At 71.1% G+C, this 16,641-nt stretch carries 16 protein-coding genes and 1 pseudogene; 7 read left to right on the forward strand and 10 right to left on the reverse strand.

Annotated elements, in window-relative coordinates; genetic code table 11:
- Positions 1 to 732 carry a PIG-L family deacetylase gene (locus tag VMI11_05535; protein ID HTY71871.1) on the forward strand — a complete coding sequence of 244 codons (732 nt, stop codon included), beginning with the start codon at positions 1 to 3 and terminating at the stop codon, positions 730 to 732.
- A gap of 85 nt (positions 733 to 817) precedes the next feature.
- Positions 818 to 1,177: a cupin domain-containing protein gene (locus tag VMI11_05540; protein ID HTY71872.1), complete on the forward strand. Its 360-nt coding sequence runs from the start codon at positions 818 to 820 to the stop codon at positions 1,175 to 1,177.
- Between the two features lie 3 nt (positions 1,178 to 1,180).
- Here the strand turns inward: VMI11_05540 and VMI11_05545 are convergent, their stop codons facing one another.
- Complete coding sequence (locus tag VMI11_05545; GenBank protein ID HTY71873.1) at positions 1,181 to 1,573, reverse strand: nuclear transport factor 2 family protein; 393 nt, start codon at positions 1,571 to 1,573, stop codon at positions 1,181 to 1,183.
- 40 nt (positions 1,574 to 1,613) lie between these two features.
- Positions 1,614 to 2,603: a hypothetical protein gene (locus tag VMI11_05550; protein HTY71874.1), complete on the reverse strand. Its 990-nt coding sequence runs from the start codon at positions 2,601 to 2,603 to the stop codon at positions 1,614 to 1,616.
- 264 nt (positions 2,604 to 2,867) lie between these two features.
- Between VMI11_05550 and VMI11_05555 the strand changes: the two genes are divergently transcribed.
- Entirely contained in the window at positions 2,868 to 3,401 is a 534-nt protein-coding gene (locus VMI11_05555) for a flavodoxin domain-containing protein (protein HTY71875.1), read from the forward strand.
- Between the two features lie 24 nt (positions 3,402 to 3,425).
- Here the strand turns inward: VMI11_05555 and VMI11_05560 are convergent.
- Positions 3,426 to 4,064: pseudogene (locus VMI11_05560) on the reverse strand (phosphoribosyltransferase).
- Positions 4,057 to 5,970, reverse strand: a complete 1,914-nt coding sequence (locus tag VMI11_05565; protein HTY71876.1) for a SulP family inorganic anion transporter — start codon at positions 5,968 to 5,970, stop codon at positions 4,057 to 4,059. Before VMI11_05565 ends, VMI11_05560 begins: the two are co-directional and overlap by 8 nt.
- A gap of 157 nt (positions 5,971 to 6,127) precedes the next feature.
- On the opposite strand from VMI11_05565, the gene VMI11_05570 reads away from it, so the two are divergent.
- The gene (locus tag VMI11_05570; GenBank protein ID HTY71877.1) at positions 6,128 to 6,760 is read left to right on the forward strand and encodes a hemerythrin domain-containing protein; all 633 of its coding nucleotides are present in this window, start codon (positions 6,128 to 6,130) and stop codon (positions 6,758 to 6,760) included.
- 1 nt (position 6,761) lies between these two features.
- Here the strand turns inward: VMI11_05570 and VMI11_05575 are convergent, their stop codons facing one another.
- The gene (locus tag VMI11_05575) at positions 6,762 to 7,547 is read right to left on the reverse strand and encodes a type IV pilin protein (protein HTY71878.1); all 786 of its coding nucleotides are present in this window, start codon (positions 7,545 to 7,547) and stop codon (positions 6,762 to 6,764) included.
- A gap of 99 nt (positions 7,548 to 7,646) precedes the next feature.
- Between VMI11_05575 and VMI11_05580 the strand changes: the two genes are divergently transcribed.
- Both VMI11_05580 and VMI11_05585 read left to right on the forward strand, forming a co-directional pair.
- Positions 7,647 to 8,888, forward strand: coding sequence for an alpha/beta fold hydrolase (locus VMI11_05580; GenBank protein HTY71879.1), 1,242 nt, complete (start codon positions 7,647 to 7,649; stop codon positions 8,886 to 8,888).
- Positions 8,889 to 8,892: 4 nt separating this feature from the next.
- Positions 8,893 to 9,546 carry a VOC family protein gene (locus VMI11_05585; protein ID HTY71880.1) on the forward strand — a complete coding sequence of 218 codons (654 nt, stop codon included), beginning with the start codon at positions 8,893 to 8,895 and terminating at the stop codon, positions 9,544 to 9,546.
- A 4-nt stretch (positions 9,547 to 9,550) separates the two neighbouring features.
- Here the strand turns inward: VMI11_05585 and VMI11_05590 are convergent, their stop codons facing one another.
- From VMI11_05590 to VMI11_05605, 4 genes are all read right to left on the reverse strand, one after another.
- Entirely contained in the window at positions 9,551 to 11,107 is a 1,557-nt protein-coding gene (locus VMI11_05590; protein HTY71881.1) for a YfcC family protein, read from the reverse strand.
- A gap of 4 nt (positions 11,108 to 11,111) precedes the next feature.
- On the reverse strand, positions 11,112 to 12,353 hold the full coding sequence (locus tag VMI11_05595) for an arginine deiminase (GenBank protein ID HTY71882.1): 1,242 nt from the start codon (positions 12,351 to 12,353) through the stop codon (positions 11,112 to 11,114).
- Between the two features lie 12 nt (positions 12,354 to 12,365).
- Positions 12,366 to 13,769, reverse strand: coding sequence for a basic amino acid/polyamine antiporter (locus VMI11_05600; GenBank protein ID HTY71883.1), 1,404 nt, complete (start codon positions 13,767 to 13,769; stop codon positions 12,366 to 12,368).
- A 226-nt stretch (positions 13,770 to 13,995) separates the two neighbouring features.
- On the reverse strand, positions 13,996 to 14,328 hold the full coding sequence (locus VMI11_05605) for a TfoX/Sxy family protein (protein ID HTY71884.1): 333 nt from the start codon (positions 14,326 to 14,328) through the stop codon (positions 13,996 to 13,998).
- 129 nt (positions 14,329 to 14,457) lie between these two features.
- Between VMI11_05605 and VMI11_05610 the strand changes: the two genes are divergently transcribed.
- The gene (locus tag VMI11_05610; GenBank protein HTY71885.1) at positions 14,458 to 14,874 is read left to right on the forward strand and encodes a Rid family hydrolase; all 417 of its coding nucleotides are present in this window, start codon (positions 14,458 to 14,460) and stop codon (positions 14,872 to 14,874) included.
- 12 nt (positions 14,875 to 14,886) lie between these two features.
- Here the strand turns inward: VMI11_05610 and VMI11_05615 are convergent, their stop codons facing one another.
- A complete protein-coding gene (locus tag VMI11_05615; GenBank protein ID HTY71886.1) occupies positions 14,887 to 16,581 on the reverse strand; it encodes a DUF222 domain-containing protein in 1,695 nt (564 codons plus the stop codon).
- Between the last annotated feature and the right edge of the window lie 60 nt (positions 16,582 to 16,641).

Consider the following 16,641-nt stretch of genomic DNA (forward strand, 5'->3'; position numbering starts at 1 on the left):
ATGGAGGCGTCTGAGGCGAGCACGGCCGGCATCGTGGGTCCTGTCCTCAGCGTGTGGGCGCATCCCGACGACGAGACCTACCTGGCAGCCGGCGCGATGGCCGCGGCCGTCAGGGACGGGCACCGCGTGGTCTGCGTCACCGCGACGCGCGGGGAGCAAGGTTCGACCGACCCGCAGCGCTGGCCCCCGGGCGAGGAGCTCGCCGCGGTCAGGACGGTCGAGCTGGAGCGCGCGCTGGCGCATCTGGGCGTGCACGAGCACCACTGGCTCGACTACCCCGACGGGGGATGCGCGGACGTCGACGAGGGTGAGGCGGTGGCCCGGATCCGCGGTCTGCTCGACGAGGTCGACCCACGCCTGGTCCTCACCTTCGCCCCGGACGGGCAGACCGGACACAGTGACCACATCACCGTGTCCCGATGGGTCGGGCTCGCCGTCGACTCACTGAGCGGCGAGCGGCCTCGGCCGCGCGTGCTCCACGCCCGAGCGAGCAGCGAGTGGCTCGCCCGCTGGCGGCCGGTGCTGGAGCCGCTCGGGGTCTACATGGGCTTCGAACCGGTCTCCACGCCTCGCGCCGAGCTGGCACTGTGCCTCGACCTCGACGGCGACCTGCTGGCGGCGAAGATGAACGCCCTTCGGGAGCAGGCCAGCCAGACGGAAGCGGTGATCGCCGCCCTCGGTGAGGAATTCATGAGCGAGGGCCTGCGCGAGGAGGGGTTCGTCGAGGGCTGATCCCGGCCATTGCCTCGGGGGCCGAAGCGGAGAACGATGGCGCCAGCCCCCGCCCCCAGACGGCGAGGCGGCCCGGAGGTGGCCCATGAGCGCGACCGAGACCCGCAACATCGACAAGCCCCACGAGACCCGCATGTTCACGGCCCACGGCTCCATGGACGTGGTCACCTTGGGCGACTTCACGATGGGACGCGGGTCCTTCGAACCCGGTTGGCGATGGTCGGCGGACGTCAAGCCGATCGCCGGGACGGACTCGTGCATGACGCGGCACACCGGCCTGTGCCTGTCCGGCCGCATGGTGGTTCGCGCCGACGACGGCAGCGAGGTCACCATCGAACCCGGTGACGTCTTCGTCATCGAGCCCGGGCACGACGCATGGACGCTGGGCGAGGAGCCCTGCGTGCTGGTGGACACCGGCGTCGCGGCGTACGCCAAGCCCAGCTGAGCCTCAGGAGGACCAGAAGGCGTCGAACGCCGCCTGGTCCTCCGGGTAGACCCGACGCAGCACGATCTTCCCGTCACGGAAGGCGAGCAGCTGCAACGCGCGGTCGTGCAGCCTGCGCCCGTGACGCTCGCCGGTGACGTCGACGAGCGCCGCGACGTGGCCCCGACCGACCAGGAGGTCGACCGGGACGACCTGCTGGGTGCCGTCGGTGAGCTCGAGGACTCGGCGCAGGTAGCCGAGCACGGCCGCACGGCCGTGGAAGTCGCCGGAGATCTGGCTGCGTCCGGGTGTGTGCCACCAGATGTCGTGGTGCAGCAGCTCACCGAGCGCGTCGAGGTCCCGGGCGGCGAAGGCCGCGAACGCGGCGCGCGCGACGTCGACGTCGGCTTGGCTCATCCGTCTCACCTCCGCGGGACATGCTCCCGCCCTGGCCGGGCTACGGCGAGGAGGGGACGGCGGTGAAGTGGCGGTGCACGAGGTGTCCGTCGACGTGGGCGCTCAGCACGTACGTGCCGTCGAGCTGCGCGCTCGGCAGCACGACCACGGCGTTCATCCACGACAACCAGCCACGTGCGGTCGACGACGCCTGCGGATCGGTGAACGCCCTTGTCGTCGAGGACAGCCGGCACCAGCTCGTGGCGACCCGGTGGCCGTCGGCGGTCGTGAGCCGAAGTCCTGTGACCACCAGGCGGGAGGAGGACCCGGGCCTTGCGAACCACATCGCCGGACCGGCCACGCTCAAGCCGCAGGCGGTGACCGGGTCGGGCCACTCCTGACCGGCCGAGGTGCTGCCGTTGATCCGCCAACCTGACGCGGGCCAGGCCATGAGCCTCGAGGTCGCGTCGCGGTCGGCGTAGTGGCCACCGGTCACGTCGATGGCGACGGCGAACCGGGTGTCGGCGGAGGGCGAGGACCCGGACGACGCGCCGAACCCCATCTGCGTCTGCGTCGGGTCCGCTAGGGCGAGGGAGTGGAAAGGCGACTCGGCGAAGCGCATCACCTCCACCCGGGCTGACCCGGCTACCGCGTCCGTCGCCATCAACGACTCGCCTGCACCCCTGGCGGCCAGTGCCCACGAGACCGCATGAGCGCAGGCCAGCGACTTGCGAGGCGCGTGCAGGTCGGTGTCCTGCCCCGTTCTCACGATGCAGGTCGCCGCGGCACGCGAACGCGCGTCGAGAACGGCGAGGATCGACACGGGCGGCGCCCCGACCGATCGCCGGAAGGCCGCGATCATCCGACGGTAGGAGCTGGATCCGGCCGGCTGCGCGATCGACGGCGGGAGCAGCGGCCGGGAGGCCTCGCGCGCGGCGGACGGCGAGGCGTGCACGACTGCGGTCGGGCGCAGGAAGGCCAGCGCGAGCAGGACGATGACGCACGCCGTCATCCGAAGCGCTCGGAACAGCGCCGCGCGAACGCCGACCACGACTTCCCCCCACCGCACCCGTGATCACCCGGGCACTGCAGGATGACGTCCGATTCCCCTTTCGCCGCAAGGGTGATCGACCTTTCGCACACCCTCGGCGCACACGGTTTCGGCACACAGTCACGGAGCATGACCACTGCGCAACCACGCCCGTCGGTCGAACGGATGAGGGCCGATCGGCCGGCAGGGCACTTCGCCCCTGTCCGCTTCGGGGAGCTCCTGCCTAGGTTCGGAACGCAGGCAGCACGAACGCGGAGGTGGACGATGAGAGCGGTCGTGGTCTACGAGTCGATGTACGGGAACACCCGCGCCGTGGCGGAGGCGATCGCCGAGGGCCTCTCGCCGAGGATGGAGGCCGAGGCGGTGCCGGTCTCGATGGTGAGGAGCGAGGCTGTCGCCGCAGCCGACCTGGTCGTAGTCGGTGGCCCCACGCATGTGCACGGCATGAGCCGACCATCCACCCGCAAGTCCGCGGTCGAAGCCGCGGCGAAGCCCGGTGCCGAGGTCCACCTCGACGAGCACGCGGAGGGCGAGGGACTGCGGGAATGGTTCGACCGGCTGCCGCACCAGGCCGGCATGGCCGCAGCCTTCGACACCCGCATCGACCTGTCGGCTGCGATGACCGGCCGCGCGTCGAAGGGCATCGGCAAGCGCCTGCGCCAGCACGGGATGACCCTGCTGTCGCCTCCGGAGAGCTTCCTCGTCGACAAGGCCGGCCACCTCGAGGCGCAGGAGCAGCAGCGAGCCCGGGACTGGGGGGTCGCCCTCGCGGCTGCCCTGATGCCGGCCACCGGATGAGGGCCGGCTGACGGGGGCCGCTGCTCAGGTCTGGGGGGCCAGGTGCCGGACGAACCAGTCGGCCGCCAGATCGGCGACTCGGTCCAGGGCCCCGGGCTCCTCGAACAGGTGGGTCGCGCCGGGGATGACCTCGAGCCGGTTCTCGCAGCTCAGGAGAGCCTGCGCCTCACGGTTCAGCTCGACGACCAGGTCGTCGTTGCCGCCGACGATGAGAAGTGTCGGTGCCCGCACCAGGCCGAGCCGGGCACCGGCCAGGTCGGGGCGGCCTCCTCGCGAGACCACGGCCGCAACCAGACAGTCCGGATCCGAGGCCGCCCAGAGGGCCGCGCCCGCACCGGTGCTCGCGCCGAAGTAGCCGACCGGCCGGCCCGTCGTTGAGGCATGGGTGCCCAGCCAGGCCGTCACCGCCAGCAACCTGGAGGCGAGCAGGTCGATGTCGAAGACCATCGCCCGATCACCCTCCTCGCGCACGGTCAGCAGGTCCAGCAGCAAGGTGCCCAGCCCGGACTCGCCCAGGACGTCGGCGACGTAGCGGTTGCGCGGGCTGTGCCGGGAGCTTCCGCTGCCGTGGGCGAAGACCACGACGGCGACCGCATCGTCGGGCACGGTGAGACGACCCCCGAGCTCGGCGCCGCCCGCACCCACGAGGACGTCCTCAGCGCGCATGATGCTCCTTCTTCCGCTTCTTCCTCGGCTCGGCCGGCTCGGGCTGAGCCGACGTCGGCTCCTCGGGCTCATCGGAGCGAGCCGCGATGTGCTCGTGAGCGCCGAGCTCCCCCGCGCCCTCCTCGTCTTCGAGCAGGGCCTCCCCGGGCAGCTCGACCGGGCTGGCGCCTCCGGTGCGGGCCGGCACGTGGCGCAGACCGTGGGCGTGGCGAGCCTCTCTTACCCCCTGGGAGATGCTGTGCCACGAGTGGTCGGGCCCCAGCTCGTCGAAGAAGCCGCATCGGCGAAGGGCCTCTCGCACCGGCCACATGACCCGGACCAGGTAGAGGTCGACCCCACGGCGGCGCAGGGTCGCGAGCAGGTCGGCCAGGGCGTCGGCGCTCGTGGTGTCCATCTGGTTCGTGGCCTCGAGGTCGAGCACGAGAGCCCGGGTCCCCGGGTGCTCGTCGACCATCCGGAGCACGCGGTCGTGGATCGGCGCGGCGGTCACCCAGAACATCGGGGCGTCGACCCGCAGCACGAGGACACCGGGGAAGGTGGGTCGTTCGTCGTGGTTGCGCACGCTGCCCCAGGCGGCCTTCTCCCCCGGCACCTTGCCCATCTCCTCGATGTCCACCCGGCTCGAGCGATAGACCAGGCCGAGCACAGAGCCTGCGATCGCGATGAGCAGGCCGTCGAGGGGACCGAGGAGGACGACCCCAACCGCCGCGACGACGGCGGCGACGATGTCGTTGCGGCGCACCCGCGCGTAGCGGCGCAGCGCTCCGAAGTCCATGAGCCGCCACACCGCGTTGACGACGATCGCCGAGAGCACCGCCCGGGGCAGGACCGACAGTGCGGGGGCGATGGCGACGATCACCACGATCGACATGGCCGCGGCCGCCATCCCGGCGACCTGGGTGCGCCCACGCGCCTCCGACATCGCGGCGGTCTTGGTCAGGCTCCCGGCGACGCCCATGCCACCGAAGAGACCGGAGGCGACGTTGGCGGCGCCGGCGGCCAGCAGCTCCTGGTCGGCGTCGATCGGGTATCCGCCCTTCCCGGCGAACAAGCGCGCGGCGCTCAGCCCCTCAGCGAGACCCACGAGGGCCAACGCCGCCCCTGCACCCAGGATCGCCCCGAGGTCGCCCGCTTGGACGTTGGGCAGCTGGGGGGTCGGCAGCCCGCGTGGGACCGGTCCGACCACCTCGACGCCGTGTGCCCTCAGATGGAAGGCCTGCGAGACGGCCAGCCCGCCGATGAGCACGATCAGCCCCCAGGGCGCCCGTGGCGCGAGGCGCTGTCCGCCGAAGAGGACGACGAGGGACACCACCGAGATCCAGATCGCGATGTCGTTGGCCTGCCCGCTCTGCAGGCTTCCCTCCAGGGCGCCGATGCGTTCCACGACCTGCCCCCGAGGCGAGGGGACGCCGAGCAGGTGCGGCACCTCTCCCAGGATCACCAGGATGACCAGGCCGAGGACGAAGCCGGTGACGATGGGCTTGGAGAGGAACTCCGCCATCCAGCCGATCCGCAGGAAGCCCGACGCCAGCAGGACCAGTCCGGAGGCCAGGGCGAGCGCGGCCGTGTAGGAGGCGGCCCGCAGGGTGCCGGCGACGCCGAAGCTGGCGAGGAAGGAGCCGGACAGCACCGAGACCGTCGAGACGGGGCCGACGATGAGCTCGCGCGAGGAGCCGAGCAGCGCGTAGGCCAGCAGCGCCACGGGGACGGCGTACAGGCCCACCTCGACGGGGGCTCCGGCGATGGACGCGTAGCCGAGGGCCTGCGGCACCGCCAGGGCAGCCACGACGGCGCCGGCGATCAGGTCACCGCGCAGCCAGGGCCGCTGGTACCTGGGCAGCCAGGCCAGGACCGGCAGCCGTCGCCAGCGGCCCGGTGCGCCCTCGACCACCGCGTCGCTCATGCCAGCCCGTCCCGTCCCGTCCCGTGGCCTCGATCCTGGCGTCGGCCACCCGATGCGCCCAGGGACGTTGGGCCCAAGTGTTCACCGTGCGTTCATGTCATGTTCACCTTCGACCACGCCGGCCCTGCGGGCAACCGAGGAGCTCTAGGGTCGGGCCATGGGCGAGATGAGCATGAACAGGGCCATCCACGCGGGGTTCCGGCGCGACCTGGACCGCCTCGATGCGGCGCTGTCGGCCTTCCCGGCGGGCAACCAGGTTCGAGCGACGCAGCTCGACCGGGCCTGGGCCAACCTCGACGACCAGTTCACCTACCACCACCACGGCGAGCACGAGATCGCTTGGCCCGCGTTGCGAGCGGTCGGGGTGTCGGCGGACCTGCTGGCCGAGCTCGACGGCGAGCACGCGGCGCTGGAGACCGCGCTCGTCGACGTCCGCGCGGCCATGGCAGAGCTGGCGCGAACCGCGCTCGCCGACGACGCGAAGGCCGCCCTCGCCGCCGTCGAGCGGCTGCGCGAGGTGGCCGTCACCCACCTCGACCACGAGGAGGCCGAGCTGGAGCCGGTCTTCCTGGCCAAGCGGGACAGCCCCGAGCTCAAGGCGATGGGCAAGCAGTTCGCGAAGGTCAGCCCGGCTCGCGCCGGCCGCTACTTCGCCTGGTTGCTCGACGGCGCCGACGACGACGTACGGGCCGCCGTGACCCACCAGATCCCGGGACCGGTCGTCTCCGTGGTCAGCGGAGTGTTCGGGCGTAGCTACCGCCGGGACGTCGCGCCCGCGTGGGAGAGCTGAGTCAGTTCAGTGGTGTGAACGTCGCGGCCCCGGCGCAGGCGCCGCCGGTGGCCGCGCTCGGCGAGGACGGCCCGGCGACGGGTTGCAGCCCACCGCCCTGCGAGTCGTACCAGAACCAGGACCCGTTGGCCGGACCCTGAGCCGACCCGGTCGTGGTGTACGCCCGCAGGCAGTAGCCCTGTGCGGTCGAGGCGACGGCCACGTGCGCGGTCCGGCTGATCCCCGTGATCGGGCCCCGGACCGCGTAGTTCTGGTGGTCGGAATACCACGTCTCCATCGCCTGCGCGGCGTTGACGAGAGCCTGCTTCGCGTCGGAGTCCGTGGCCTGCTTGATCGCCTGCTGCCCGGTCTGCGTCTCGGCCTGCGCGGTCCTGCCCAGGCCACGGAACACGAGGAGACCGCCCACGACCGCGACGAGCGCCACCACGGTGACGACCAGCCAGGTGCCGCGACCGGATCCGCCGCTGCCGCTCATCCGTACCGTGCCGCTCACCGGCCGGCTAGGCGACGCGTACGTCGCATCAACGGGGAAGCCGAACTGGTCGACCGCGCCTCCGGCCTGCGCCTGTGGTGCCCAGCTCGGGGCGGCGGGCGGCGTCGACGCGGGCGTGGCTGATGGGGCCGCGGCAGGTGTTGCGGGGGTCGCGGGCGGGACTGCCGGAGGCGTCGGTGCCGGGGGCGGCGCGGCGGTCCAGCCCTGCCCGGTCCACCAAGCGGGCTGCCCGGTGTGCGGATGCACGTACCAGCCGGGCGCCGGGCCGGTCGCCGGCCGGTCGGTGGTGGACATGGCTCCTCCAGACGTCCAGAGCAGCATCGACCGGGACCAGTCCCGGCTTGATAGCGCGTTCGGCTCCCGCTGTCGGCGGGACTCCCTACAGTCCCAGCCATGACGACGCCGCCGATCGTGCTGGTCCCCGGATTCTGGCTCGGCGCCTGGGCCTGGGACGAGGTCGCCGACATCCTGCGGGCCGAGGGGCACGACATCACCGCCGTGACGCTCCCGGGCCTTCGTTCCCCCGACGAGGACCGCGCCCGCGTGCGACTCGCGGACCACGTCGACGCGGTCTGCGCCGCGGTCTACGCCGCCGGGGCCCCCGTGGTCCTCGCCGTGCACAGCGGCGCCGGAGTTCCCGGGTACGCCGCCAGCGACCGCATCCCCCAGCAGATCGCCGCCATGGTCTACGTCGACTCCGGACCCGCCACCGGGGCGCTGGACCCGGACTTCGCCGGTGACGACCTGCCCCTGCCCTCCTGGGAGGGTCTGGTCGCGGACGGGAACAGCATCGAGGGGATCAGCGAGGAGCAGCTCGCCACCTTCCGCGCGCGAGCGCTGCCCCAGCCGGGCGGGGCGATCCGCGACGCGCCGGTGCTGACCAACCAGGCGCGGCTGGACGTCCCGACCACGGTGATCTGCACCTCGGCGACCGCCACCCAGCTGCAGGAGTGGGTCGGCCAGGGCTACGCCTGGATCGGCGGCCTCGCCGAGCTGCGCACCGTCGACTACGTCGACCTGCCCACGGGGCACTGGCCGATGTGGTCGCGTCCCGCCGACCTGGCCGCAACCTTGTCCGGCATCGTCCGCCGGTACTCGGTCGCGGTCGAGCCGCCGTACGCCGGGGACGAGACCGCGACCCTGCTGGGCTCGCTCGAGCGGCAGCGGCGCACGCTGGCGTGGAAGTGCGGCGGGCTCGGCTCGGAGGGGATGAACGCGCGGCTGGGCCCGAGCTCGCTGTCCCTCGGCGGGCTGCTCAAGCACATGGCGCTGGTCGAGGCGAACACGTTCTCGCTCAAGCTCAACGACCACGGGCTCGGACAGCCGTGGGAGTCGGTGGACTTCGATGTCGACCCCGACTGGGAGTTCCGCACCGCCGCGCAGGACTCCCCGGCGGAGCTGTTCGCCCTGTGGCGGGCCGCCGTGGCCAGATCGCGCGAGGAGGTCGCGCAGGCGCTGGCCGAGGGCGGCATGGACCGCCTATCTCGGCGAGAATGGCCCGACGGGAGGGTGCCCACGTTGCGGCGGCTGGTGGCCGACATGGTCGAGGAGTACGCCCGCCACGTCGGGCACGCCGATCTCATCCGGGAGTCCGTCGACGGGCTCACCGGCGAGGATCCCCCGCCGCTACCGTGACGGGATGACCGAACCGATCACGGCAGGGCAGTTCCACGCCGCCGAGGGCGTCGAGGACTGGCGAGCCCTCTACACCGGCGTCTCGGCCCACTTCCGTACCGGGTCCTTCTCGACGGGCGTGGCGCTGGTCGAGGTCATCGGCCGCCTCGCCGACGCCGCCGACCACCACCCTGACGTCGACCTGCGCTACGGCGGGCTCACGGTGCGCCTCGTCACCCACTCCGTGCAGGGGCTGAGCGATCGCGACGTGGCCCTGGCCCAGCAGATCTCGGCGGCGGCCCGCGAGCTCGGCGTCGCGGCCGACCCCGCGGCGGTCCAGGACGTCGAGGTGGCGATCGACGTGCTCGACCTCTCGGCCGTACGGCCGTTCTGGCTGGCCGTCCTCGGCTACCGCGAGGCCGCCGGACGGGACTACCTGGTCGACCCCCACGGCCGCTGGCCGACCATCTGGTTCCAGCAGATGGACGAGCCACGGCCGCAGCGCAACCGGGTCCACGTCGACATCTGCGTGCCGCACGACGAGGCGCAGACGCGGATCGCCGCCGCGGTCGCCGCCGGCGGACGGCTGGTGAGCGCCGAGCACGCCCCGTCCTGGTGGGTGCTCGCGGATCCCGAGGGCAACGAGGCGTGCGTCGCGACCTGGCAGGGTCGCGACTGAGGACTCACGCGGCCGCGGCGAGCGCCACGGCCACCATGGCCACCACCAGCAGCGCGAGCGCGAGTGGCCAGACGAAGCGCAGGTAGCGGTCGTAGCCGACGCGTGCGATCGCCAGACCCCCGACGAGGACGACACTGGTTGGCGACACCATCAGCGTCAGCCCGTGCCCGAGGACCCAGGCCGTCACGGTCGTCGTCCGGTCGACGCCCGCGAAGTCCGAGAGCGGTGAGAGCAGCGGCATGGCGAGCGTCGCGTGCCCCGAGCTCGACGGGATGAGGAAGGCGAGCGGGATGTTGATGAGCACCGTCACGGCCGCGAAGACGCCGGCCGACGCGCCACCGACGAGGTGCTCCATCGAGTGCAGGATCGTGTCCAGAGTCCGGGTGTTGGTCATGATGACCGAGACTCCGCCGGCGAGGAGGACGACCAGTGCCGGGGTCATCATGTCCGCGGCGCCGGCGGCGATGAGCCGGACGATCTCCCGCTCGTTCATCCGCGCGACCACGCCGACGACGACCGAGGCGATGAGGAACAGCATCGCCAGCTGCGGGAACCACCAGTTCAGCTCGAACCAGTACGGCGTCACGGCGGTCGCGTGCGTCAGGTCGTCCGCCGGACCGGTCGCCGCCCCGAGGATGCTCGACCACGGGATCACCGAGAAGATCATCAGACCGAAGGCCGCCACGGTGATGCCGAGCACCACCTTCTGGGTGCCGCTCAGGGTCTCGCCTGGGGCGTCGGAGGACTCACCCGTGTGGTCGTCCCAGCCGACGAGCGAGGCCGCCGGATCCCGGCGCACCCGAGCCGCATAGCGAAGCACCCAGGCGACGGCCAGGCCGGTGATCACCGCCCAGAGGAGCAGCCGAAGGCCGATCCCGTCGCCTATCGAGACCCGCGCCTCCCCGGAGGCCACCCCGATCGAGAACGGGTTGACGGTCGCTCCCATGACGCCCGCGAGGGCTCCGAGGATGATCATCGCCGCGGTGACCAGCCGGTCGTAGCCGAGCGCCGCCATCAGCGGGAGGAACAGGGCGTAGAAGCCCAACGTCTCGACCGAGAAGCCCATCGTCGAGCCGAGCAGTGAGAAGAGCACCATCACCGTGACGATGAGCAGCCAGCCCTTGCTGCGCAGCCGGTGGGCCAGCGCGGCGATCGCCACCTCGAGGCTTCGAGTGGCGAAGGAGACCGAGATGAACGCTCCGATCGCCATGATGAAGACGATCACCCCGATCTGGCCGAACATCCGCCCGACCGTCTCGGTGTCCACCACGCCGGTGGCCGGGTTGCGAAGCCCGTACGTGCCGTTGACCGGCGCCAGCAGCAGCTGTTGGACCCGCTCGCCGAAGGTCAGCGGGTTCGGGACCCGGTGGTAGGTCCCCGGGATCGGCGAGCCGTCCGGGTCGGTGCGATACGCGCCGGCGGGGATGAGAAGAGCGGCGATCCAGACCAGCACGGTGACGATCGCGAGAGTGGTCACCGCGGAGGGGAAGCTGAAGCCCTTCGCGGGTGCGAACGTCTCGGAACCGTCGCTGTCCTGCGCCTCGGCGGCCGGCGCGGACATCGCGTCAGTAGTCGACCGGGTCGCGGATGATCGGGCAGGTCATGCAGTGACCGCCGCCACGGCCGCGCCCCAGCTCGGAGCCGACGATGGTGATGACCTCGATGCCCTCCTTGCGCAACAGGGTGTTGGCGTAGGTGTTGCGGTCGTAGGCGAACACCACTCCCGGCGAGACCGCCACCAGGTTCGCGCCGCTGTCCCACTGAGTGCGCTCGCGCAGGTAGTCGCTGCCCCCGGTCTCGACGACGCGCAGCTTCGGCAGGTTGAGCGCACTCGCCACGGTCTCGAGGAACGGCTTCTCCTCCTTGTGCAGCTCGATCCCTCCGGGCCGGTCAGACGGACGGTAGGAGAACGCCTCGATGCCGAACACGATGTCGGGATAGACCAGGACGCAGTCGCGGTCCGCGAACGTGAAGATCGTGTCGAGGTGCATGGCCGCGCGCGACTTCGGCATCGCCGCGACGATGACCCGCTCGGCCGCGCCCCGCTCGAAGAGGGCCGCCGCCAGCTGACTGATGCCCTGCCGGGAGGACCGCTCGCTCATGCCGACCAGCACCGTCTTGTTGCCGATGGGCATGACGTCCCCGCCCTCGAGGGTCGCGCGGCCCCAGTCCCTGGTCGGGTCGCCCCACCAGACGTTCACCTTGCCGGAGAACTCCGGGTGGAACCGGTAGATCGCCGTGGTGAGGATCGTCTCCTCGTGGCGCGCCGGCCAGAAGAGCGGGTTCAGCGTGACACCGCCATAGATCCAGCAGGTCGTGTCGCGTGTGTAGAGGGTGTTCGGCAGCGGGGGGAGCAGGTACTCGTTCACCCCCGCCGCGTCGCGGACCAGGCCGATGGTGTCCCCGCCGTAGGTCTCCGGGAACTCATACGTGGAGAGCCCGCCGATCAGCGTCTCCGCGAGCTCACGGTCGTCGAGCTGGTCGAGGTAGGCACGGACCTCCTCGACGAGGTCGAGACCGACCTTGTCCGGCACGACCTGCTGGTCGAGGATCCACGCGCGCGCTTCGGGGAGAGCCACAGTCTCCGCGAGGAGCGAGTGCATCTCCACGACGTCCACCCCGCGGTCGCGCAGCTTCGCCATGAAGTCGAAGTGGTCACGTTTGGCGTTGTCGACCCACATGACGTCGTCGAACAGCAGGTCGTCGCAGTTCGTCGGCGTCAGCCGCTGGTGGGCACGCCCCGGTGCGCACACCATCACCTTGCGAAGCTGGCCGACCTCCGAATGAACGCCGAACTCCTGGTCCATCGATCCACCTTCTCAGATCGAGATGATTCCCGCAGCGAGAGCGATGACGCCCACCAGGCCACCCGTGACCAGGACGACGCACAGCACGAGCTCCCGCGGCGTGAACAGCTTTCGTCGGTTCTCCCGGCGGGCCATGACGTAGAGGATCGTGCCCGGCGCGTAGATCACACACGATAGGAGCAGGAACTTCGCCCCCGCCGTATAGACGAGGAACAGCGTGTAAACGCTGGCCAACGTGCCGATGAACAGATGGCGACGTCGTGTCTGCGGGTCGGCCTCGTAGGTGTCACGACGCACGGCGATCTGCAACGCGTACGCAGCGGCGAGGAAGTACGGGATCAGCGACAGGCTGGTGCACAGGTCCAGCATGAAGTTGAGCGCGTCCTCCGACGCGAGCGTGACGACGAGGAAGATCTGGACGAGCAACGAGGTGAGGATCAGGGCCGCGATCGGGCTCCCGGCGGGGTTCAGGCGCCTGAGGAACCGCGGCATGTCGTCGTTGGTCGCGGGGATGTACATGACCTCCGCTGCCATCAGGGTCCAGGCGAGATAGGCGCCGAGCACGGAGATGACGACCCCGAAGCTGATGAATGTCGACCCCCACGGGACGAGCGACTCCAGCACGGTCCCCATGGACGGCTGCCGAGCGTCGGCGAGCTCGCTGCTCGGCAGGACGCCGTAGGAGAGGAGGGTGACCAGCGCGAAGATGCTCAGGACGCTCAGGAAGCCGAGAACCGTTGCTCTGCCTACGTCCTCGCGGCGGCGCGCGTACCTGGAGTAGACCGAGGCGCCCTCGATCCCGAGGAAGACGAACGTGGTCACGAGCATCGTCGAGCGCACCTGGGTGAACAGGGTCGAGAGCGACGCCGGCTCTCCTCCCCACCAGTTCAGTTTGAACTGGTGCGAGCTGAAGGACAGCGCGACGACGAGGATGAAGACGAGGATCGGGACCAGCTTGGCCACCGTGACGATGCGGTTGATCCCCGCTGCTTCCTTGACGCCACGCGCGATCAGGACGTGGAACACCCACACGCCGATGGACGACAGCGCTACCGCGAGCAGCGTGTCGCCCTTGCCCAGGCTCGGAAAGGCGCGACCGATCGTGGTCATGATGAAGACCCAGTAGAAGCAGTTGCCGACGCAGGCGCTCGCCCAGTACCCGAACGCGGAGTTGAACCCGACGTAGTCCCCGAAGCCGGCCTTTGCATAGGCGAAGACACCGGAATCCAGATGTGGCTTGCGGATCGCGAGGTTCTGGAACACCAGGGCCAGCATCAGCATCCCGACACCGGCGACGATCCAGGCGACGATCGCACCCAGGACGCCAGTTGCGGCCCCGAAACGTGCGGGGAGCGAGAAGACGCCCGCACCGACCATGGAACCGACGACCATCGCGGTGAGCGTGGGCAGGCTCATACGTGCCAACGAGGTTGGCTGTGTCGCTTCTTCTACCTCGGTCACAGTTCGCCTCCGGTGGCGTGGGGAGGACGTCGTTCGGCGACCCGCAGCGTTCAGGGGATGTCGTACGTGGCCGTGCCACCGAGGCTAACGCGAGACAGATCGGGTCGCAGACTTGGCCAGAGCAGGTGATGACGTCAACGCCTGGCACCACAACCGGACGCCGAATCCGCTGAACGAGCGCCTACTTGGGCGGCAGCGAGGCAGCGTAATCCGTCGAGCGGTCGACCCACTCGCCGAGCCGGTCATCGGTCGTCACGTCGGCGGCCGCCACCCGCAGCCAGCCCTGCATCGGCCGACCCCGCATCACCGCGACCTCTGCTCCCGTCGAGTCGAGGATGGTGTCCGTCTCAGCGGGGTCGACGCAGACCAGCAGCCCACCCTGCGAGCTGGCCGCGATCGCCATGTTCCCGTCGAGAAGGAACGCGATCCCACCGAACATCCTCTTCTCGCTGACCCCTGCTCGACCGGTCACGAGGTCGCGGATCCGGTCCGCCAGCTCCACGTCGTACGCCATGAATCGGGACGCTACTCGCGACCTCGGACATGACGGGCTGCTCCGTGTCCGGCGAGGGGTGGACGACGCGGGCCAGCGCGAGGAGCCTCGTCCGAGACGTCCCCATGCGGGCGAGTCGAGGAGAGATCGATGGCTTCCAGCAAACGCCAGATCGTGGAGACGCAAGCCTGGGCAGGCTACCTCGCGGCGACCCATGTCCCAGCCGCGGTGCGGGTCGGCAACCGGCTGCTGGTGACCGGGCACACGGGCGAGGACGCGGACGAGGTGTACCCGCCCGACGCCGCCACCCAGATCCGCAACACCTTCGCCAACGTCGCCGAGACCCTCGCGGCAGCCGGCTCGTCATGGGTCGACGTCGTCTCCGTGACCTCCTATCACGTCGGCCTGGCCGCGCAGGAGGAGCAGCTGCTCGCCGCCGCGTCCGAGTTCCTCACCCCGCCCTACCCGGCCTGGACCGCCGTGGGCGTCGCTGAGCTCTGGCAGGGCGCCCTCGTCGAGATCGCCTGCGAAGCCGTGCTGCCCGACGCGCCGCTGACGGCGCCGTGAGAGCCGGCTGGGTCAGGGGGGTTCGCCGTAGTTGGTGATGCGGTGGTCCTCGGGTGGGGTGGTGTGGGTGCCGCTGGGGGTGGTCCAGGTGATGGACCCGTCGGTCTGGCGCTCAGCGGAGAAGCCGTAGAGCGTCTTGAGCCGGTGGTGGTGGACGCAGGCCGGGTTGGCGTTGCTGACAGCGGTGTCGCCGCCTTCGCTCCACGGGATCGCGTGGTCGAACTGCATGGCCGCCCGGCCGCAGCCGGGCGCGCTACATCGTTGGCCGAGGCCGACGAGGTGGTCGCGCATCTTCGGCGTCGGTCGGTAGCGTCGCCGGCCGAGGTCGAGCAGGTGGCCGGTGGCGTCTTCGTGGACCAGCCGCCGCCAGGAGCTCGAGCGGGCGAGATCGCGGGCCAGTTCGATCGGCAGCGGCCCGTAGCCGGGCAGGTCGGCGTGCCCCTCGCGAAGGCCGAGCAGGGTGGTGAGGTCGACGTGTACGACGACCTCGCGGGTGGCGTCCCGTCCGGCGCGAAGCCCCTCCGGGGTCCAGGGCTCGGACAGCGGCAGACGCACGTACTCGTGCTCGTCCTCGGGCTCCTCCTCGGGCTCGTCCTCGTCCCGACCCTCGTCTTCTGGCTCCTCAGCGGAGAAGCCGGCCGCGCCGGGCGCGTCCTCGACGGTCTCGCCGTCCGCGACGGGTGCCTCCTCGACGGGTCCCGCTGGCTGCGGCTCGTCAGCGGAGAAGCCATACGCGCTGGGGGCGTCGGCGATGGGTTCGGTGGGTTCGGCGGGCTCGTCGGTGGGGCTGCCGGCTTCGATATGCTCGAGGAGGGCGGTCAGCTGCGGGGTCTGGGCGATCTCGATCCCGCTCAGGCGCGCCCAGCGGCGCAGCACCAGGAGCTTGAGCAGCCGCAACGGTATCGGGGGCTTGCCCTGCGCGGCGCGCTGCGCGGCCCAGGCCTTGGCCTCGGCGTGGATGGCGTTGTCCAGCTCGCGGATGGTGACGACATCGGACTCGATCCACAGGCCCGCGGTGCCGTCGTCACGCTCGTGGCGGCGTACCCCGAAGTCCTTGGTCCCCCGCAGGAACGCCTCGGACAGCTGCTCGGGGTCGAGGGAGGCGACGACGCGGCGTACGGAGCGGCGGAACGCGGAGACGCTCTGGGACTGCGCGCGGGGGAACACCCGCCGCTCCACGACGGCGCACTGCTCGTCGGAGAGCCCGGCCGTCAGCTCGCGCAGCGCGTACAGGTGGCCCATGGTGATCGCGCCGCGGCCCAGCGCGTCGCGGGCCTTCGGGTAACGGGTGGTCAGGTCGCTGGCCAGCTTGCGCCGCTCGCCGACACCGAACTCCGAGGCGTTGAGCGCAATGGCCAGGTCGGCGTCGCTCACCTCGGTGAAGTCGCCGTCCATCGGCGCCAGCGGGTACAAAGTGAGGAGGTCCTCCGGCACCGGGGCGCTCACCTTCGCGACCGCCTCCAGGGCGAGGGCGTGGCAGGCGGTGGCGCAGCGCTGCATCGCCTCGGCGTACTTGATCCGCACCCCGACCGGGTACAGCGTCGGGTCGAACCGGGCCAGGACCGCCATCGCGGCCGGCCCCGGCGGCAGCGCGCCGTCCATCACCTCCCACGCGGTCAGCCGCTGTCCCTCGACCGTGTCGTCGACGGCGTCGTACGGGCGCAGCACCTCGATCCGGAAGCCGAGGGCCGAGGTGACAGGAGGCATGCAACAAATGTACGAGAGGTCACCGACAACGCCCACCCCCGCAGACCAGATTGGGGATAA

Source organism: Actinomycetes bacterium (genome assembly GCA_035506535.1).
GTDB lineage: Bacteria > Actinomycetota > Actinomycetes > DATJPE01 > DATJPE01 > DATJPE01.